Here is a 6,035-nt window from a genome sequence, read left to right on the forward strand (position 1 = left end):
CGGAACAGGCGTCCTGATGTCTGCCTACAGCTTCGCCATCTCAGTCACACCGCCGGTTGCAAGAATATTTATCGACCCGGCAAAGAAAGCGCGCCTGCGCCCTCGCAGTAGGGACTTAGGTATCTGCGCGGGAAATTCTACTGGCTAAGCCGAGATGTTCTCTTTTCCCGAGTGGTTTAATTCTGATGGGACGGTCTTGCAAGCAAAAATACGGATTGAATCAGCCGGCACTTTCAAAGCCAACACTCTGTCAAGGCCTTCGATTCTGATAGTAAAATAATGCTCGTTCGAAATCTCAACAATCTCTCCACGCAACCCAGCCAAAACGCCCGCGATGATTTCTCCACTCTTGCCAATGCATCCTTCGGTGAGGGACTCAACCTGTGCGGGATACAAGGCCGTTATTTTTCTGATGGAATCCATCTGCCAGTCGGGGACGATGCTCGGCTTGCCATTGTTCGACAGGAACTTCACGAACCCGTCGCACGCAAAGACTCTCAGTTTCTCTCCTTCGTCGATCCGGGTAAACACATACCCGGAGTAGAGAGGAACCTCAACCCACTTTCTTCTATCACTCCACTGGTGCATTTCTTTTTTGAGGGGGAGAAAAGAATGGACGCCGTTTTTTGTCAGGCTGTCATGGACACGTTTTTCGTGTTTTGCATGGACATAGATCACATGCCAGCGCTTGCACTGATCCTGCTTCACTTCGGCGGCCCTTTCCTCGATATTCATTGAAAATTATCGTAAGTCAGGATTTCTTATTTCTTCTTTATGTCCGTAGTAATGGTAATACCTGTAGTATCGGTAATACGCGCCATACGCCTTCGTGACATCAAATTCGTTAAGCACGAAACCAATTATGCCGGCTTTAACCTGTTTCAACGTCGCGTAAGCTTTCTCGAGAACATCGAGTTCAGTCTTATTGGCAAGCGCGACGAACAGGACACCGTCCGTAAGCTTTGAGAGAATAACACCGTCGGTTACGGCTACAACTGGTGGCGAGTCGAAGATGACGAAGTCGAACGCGGACTTAAATATATCCAGGCTCGATTTCATGGCTTCCGATCCGAGCACCTCCGAAGGATTGGGCGGAAGCGAACCGGTTGGAAGAAGAAATAAATTGTCGACGAAAGTTTTCTTGACAGCTGTGTTCAGGTCGACTTCATTCCTGAGATACTCGATAAGGCCCGGCTTCCTCTCAGCCCCAAAAAGGCGATGCTGAATAGGCCTCCGGAGATCTCCATCGACAAGAAGGGTCTTAAGTCCCGCCTTCGCGAATGTGACAGCGATATTTGCTGTCGTCGTCGACTTTCCTTCCTTGGGAAGCGCGCTGACCACCAACAGGCTCTTTAGCGGTTTATCAATCCTGGAATATTGTATCGCCGTCCTAAGTGATCTATATGATTCAGCTATGGGATCCGTTGGCTTGTGGAAAGTTATCAGCCGGATGGGAACAGATACTCCGTCTTTCAATACCTTCTCTTCGCTGACTCCTTCTTTCGAGCTAGATGACGTGCCCATCATAACGGGGATTGAGCCGAGCACGTTTAATCCTTTTCTCTCGAGATCTTCGGGAGACTTGACGCTCCTGTCAAGATAATCAAGGACAAACACACAGACGACGCCAAGGGCCAATCCGAGAATTATTCCAAGGGTTAGGTTTAGGGGTACCTTCGGGCTTATCGGCTTCAACGGTGGGACCGCAGGATCAACGATTTGAACATATCCAAATTGGGATTGCTCCTGAATTTGTGCTTGCTGGAAACTGTCCTGAATCAAAAGGAATAGTTTTTCCCTGCTCTTCTCCGTTCTGTCTAGCTTAGCGAGTCCTATGTACTGCTTTGGGATTTTCGAGAACTGCACGTCATATTGCTTTACTACTCGATCGAGTTCACCCTTCTCAGCTTCTGTAGCGCTCATGTCGAGCTCCTGCTGGAGGATCTTAAGCTTCAGTTCCTTGTAAAAGCCCGTCGGGTCATATGTGCCCGTGCTCCCCTGATCTACCGAAGTCATGCCGGTCGACATAACCTGCATTGTAACAAACTGATCGGTCTTCGTTTTCAGCTTGCTCCGCAATTCAGCGATCTGGGAATCTCTTTGGGCGACAATCTGATTATAGACGTCCCTGTTGCCGACCATGGGGTTTTGGGAAATAGCAACATCCCGGCTTACTTGCAGCTCAGCGATCTGCTCCTGCAAAAGTTTAATGTACGGATCGACCGCGTCCGACACGTTGGCTGCGATCGACGGTTCTATCTTTTTCAATTGCGCCTGATAGGCCTCAAGAACTTGCTGCTGGGAGGTAAGTTGAATCACCACGTCATCCCGTTGGGCCTGGAACGTGCTCATCACATCGATAAGCGATTTTGCCTCATCATCGAGTGAGACGATTCCCTGGGTCTGCATGTAATCTTGCAGCTGGTTCTCTGCAACATCAAGGTCCTTTTTTGTGTCAGTTAATTGTCCCTGCAGGAACTCCCTCACATTAGTGGCCATATTCCTGCTGGAGCTCAGGTTAAGGTCGTAATATTGCTTTGTGTATGTGTTCGCAATGTTCGTGGACTCTTCAGGAGAGTGGCTTCGTACAGAAATGCTTATAATATCGGAGTTCCTGTCATTAGAAAACGAAACGGCCTTTTGAAGTCTCGCAAGAACGGCATCCATAAGCGTGATCTTGCCTTTTCCTTTAGCAACATCCTTCTCTGAGGTTGCAACGACTTCCATGGTGTCGGACTTGCCGCCGATGGTTATAACAGGGTTTTCCAGTAGTTGTTCGGCAACATTTGTCCTCAATAAATTTGTCTGAAGTATTTCCATCTCGTTCGTGATGCGTCTCTCGTCAGACTCGAACGGTTGAAGGACGTCGCTCATGTTACCAAGGAGGGAATTTGAAGCGTCCTTGTTTTTCGCTATCAGTACTTCCGCTGTGGCCTCGTATACAGGCCTAACTAAGAACGTATATACGCTGGCAAGTGTCAGGACAAAAACGAAAACGAGAATTACAAGGGTTTTCCTCCTGTAGATTTTTTCGATTATGTCCTGGAGTGTTATTTCCTGTTGCGGGCGACTTTGGAAGAAACCATGCTGGTGAGATGTTCCGTTCCCATTTGTTCTCCCGAATGCATCTCCGGGCACGAATCCATTCCCGTTGCTACCGTTTTCAGAACTCAATAATCCTCTCCCTCTGTTAATCGCCAAAAAAAGTTAACGCATCGATAAAAGTCAGTCAAGTGCCCAAAAGCACAGGAGTTTGTTACATTTTTGTGAATTCTCACGGGAATCCACTCATGCAAGAGCTGGGGATTGTGAAACCTTTCAATTACTAAACAACCATTCACAATCATGGTTCCCTCTTTACACAGCAATTGGACGACGCACAACGCCCCTTACGACTACTAACGATTTTACCCTGAGTTCTAATGTCGAAGGAAAGATCCGAGGCACTTTGCTGAAGTAAGTCAACCGCAGAGCAAGTTCAAACGTATTTTTCAATCTCTCGCCCTGGCTGTGACAAATCGGAGCTACCTTCGTGAGGCTGGCAGGGATCGAACCTGCGACCCTTTGCTTAAAAGGCAAATGCTCTACCACTGAGCTACAGCCCCAAACATGTCCTGAAGACAGTCCAGGATTGTCAAAGAAAGTTTATTCAATTTAAGTAGGGGGAGAGACTACTGCAAGGAGGCACAAAGGGAAACAGGGACATAGGCACAAAAGGAAAAAAGGGGAAAAGGTCGGTCGGCAAATACGTTAAGAGCGACAGGGCGAACCTTACGCTATTCGAAGCAGCTCGTTTACCATGAGCATAAATATGGATAACATACGACTTCCTCTATTTACTTTTTTCCTTTCTTGCCTCTGCATCTTTGTTCCTCTGTCCCTCTGTGCCTTCTTTACATTCACAGATTTATTCCTTAAACTCCCAAACGATAAACTGAAAAGGTATCTGCAATGAATGCCATGCCGCTTGTGCTTCTTACACTCGCCGTTTTTGTAATTGCATATAGATACTACTACAGTTTCATAGCAGCTAAGGTGGCGGTACTCGATGATTCACGCGTGACGCCTGCCCACAGACTGTATGATGGTCACAACTATTACCCGATGAGTAAGTGGGTGCTGTTCGGTCACCACTTTGCCGCGATCGCCGGTGCGGGACCGCTCGTGGGTCCTGTGCTCGCCGCGCAATTCGGATTCCTGCCGGGATTTCTATGGCTCGTGCTGGGTGTCGTCATTGCCGGCGCAGTACAAGACTTCATTATATTCGCCGCGTCAGTGCGCCATGACGGCAAGTCGCTCGCAGAGATCGCGCGGACGGAGATAAGCCCGGTCAGCGGAATTGTATCGTCGCTTGCGATCCTCTTTATCATCATAGTCGCGCTTGCCGGACTCGGCATTGTGGTCGTGAACGCGCTCGCGGAAAGCCCGTGGGGAACATTCGCTATCGGCATGACAATTCCCATCGCGATATTCATGGGACTCTGGATGTTCAGGTTCAGGAAAGGCAAGACTGCCGAGGCGACCGTAGTTGGAGTAATACTTCTCACACTCGCCGTCGTGTTCGGCAGGACAGTCGCAACCTCTTCGCTCGCGCCCTACTTCACGTTTGACCGCGGGACACTCACGATATTAATGGCAGTGTACGGTTTCTTCGCGTCGGTGCTCCCTGTGTGGCTCCTGCTCTCGCCGCGGGACTACCTGAGCTCGTTCATGAAACTCGGAGTGGTGGCGTTCCTCGCCATCGGTGTCATAATCGTCGCGCCTACTCTCCAGATGCCGGCATTCACGGCCTATGTGTCGGGCGGCGGACCTGTGATACCGGGAAAATTGTTCCCGTATCTTTTCATCACGATCGCATGCGGAGCGATCTCAGGTTTCCACGCGCTCGTCAGCTCGGGCACTTCTCCGAAGATGGTCTCGAAAGAATCGGACATAAAGACAATTGGATTCACTGCCATGCTCGCGGAAGGGTTCGTGGGGGTGCTCGCGCTCATCGCGGCGACAAGCCTGCATCCTCTCGATTACTTCGCCATCAATGTGCCTGTCGACAAGTTCGCGTCTATCGTGGGACAGCTGAAAGTCATGGGATTCACGGTTTCCAATCTTCCAGCCCTCGCGAAGGAAGTGGGAGAGCAGCTCGCGGGAAGAGCGGGAGGGGCGGTATCTCTGGCGGTTGGAATGGCGCAGATATTTTCTTCGATACCGGGATTACGCGGACTAATGGCATACTGGTACCACTTCGCGATAATGTTCGAGGCGCTTTTCATACTGACCACAATCGACGCCGGGACGAGGATCGGAAGGTTTGTTTTGCAGGAAGCGCTTGGAAAAGTTTACAAGCCGTTCGGGAGCGCACGCTGGATGCCGGGCACGATCCTGACAAGTGCGGTGATTGTGTTCGGGTGGGCATATTTTATTTATACCGGCACGGTCGCCACGATTTGGCCGATGTTCGGAACCGCAAACCAGCTTCTCGCGACCGTCGCGCTAGCTGTTGGGACAACTTACATCATAAACCGAGGTCGGGCGAAATATGCGTGGGTTACGATAGTTCCGATGCTCTTTGTCGGCACAACGACGCTGACTGCGGGCTGGATGAACATGATGAATATTTATTACCCGATGAGTTCCGCGGCGGCGACAAAAGTGCCGGGTTTGCTGAATTTGATACTGACAGCAGTCATAATGGCGTGTGTAGTAGTGATACTATTCGACGCGATACCAAAGTGGTTCAAGACTGTAAGGGGTACGCGGCCGCTTATTGTGGAAGAGGTTCCGTCAAAGTAGAAGAGCGCTTGCGTTCGTTTTAATTAAAACACAGAGACACGGAGGCACGGAGAATAATATCTTCCCTCTGTGTCTCTCGTGACTCTCGTGGTTGAATCTAAACACAGAGACACGGAGGCACGGAGAATAATATCTTTCCTCTGTCTCTCTCGTACCTCCCGTGGTTGAATCTAAACACAGAGACACAGAGGCACGGAGAATAATATCTTTCCTCTGTCTCTCTCGTGCCTCCCGTGGTTGAATTTAAA

At 49.8% G+C, this 6,035-nt stretch carries 3 protein-coding genes and 1 tRNA gene; 1 reads left to right on the forward strand and 3 read right to left on the reverse strand.

The features are described 5' to 3' along the window. Positions 1-144: 144 nt before the first annotated feature. From VIS48_07750 to VIS48_07760, 3 genes are all read right to left on the reverse strand, one after another. Entirely contained in the window at positions 145-735 is a 591-nt protein-coding gene (locus VIS48_07750; GenBank protein ID HEY9166037.1) for a UpxY family transcription antiterminator, read from the reverse strand. 6 nt (positions 736-741) lie between these two features. Then, positions 742-3,174, reverse strand: a complete 2,433-nt coding sequence (locus VIS48_07755; protein HEY9166038.1) for a polysaccharide biosynthesis tyrosine autokinase — start codon at positions 3,172-3,174, stop codon at positions 742-744. Positions 3,175-3,533: 359 nt separating this feature from the next. Beyond that, positions 3,534-3,605: transfer RNA gene (locus VIS48_07760), tRNA-Lys, on the reverse strand. A 346-nt stretch (positions 3,606-3,951) separates the two neighbouring features. On the opposite strand from VIS48_07760, the gene VIS48_07765 reads away from it, so the two are divergent. Continuing rightward, positions 3,952-5,787, forward strand: coding sequence for a carbon starvation protein A (locus tag VIS48_07765; GenBank protein ID HEY9166039.1), 1,836 nt, complete (start codon positions 3,952-3,954; stop codon positions 5,785-5,787). The last annotated feature ends 248 nt before the right edge of the window (positions 5,788-6,035 follow it).

It is taken from the genome of Candidatus Kryptoniota bacterium, assembly GCA_036567965.1.
Classification (GTDB): domain Bacteria; phylum Bacteroidota; class Ignavibacteria; order Kryptoniales; family JAKASW01; genus JAKASW01.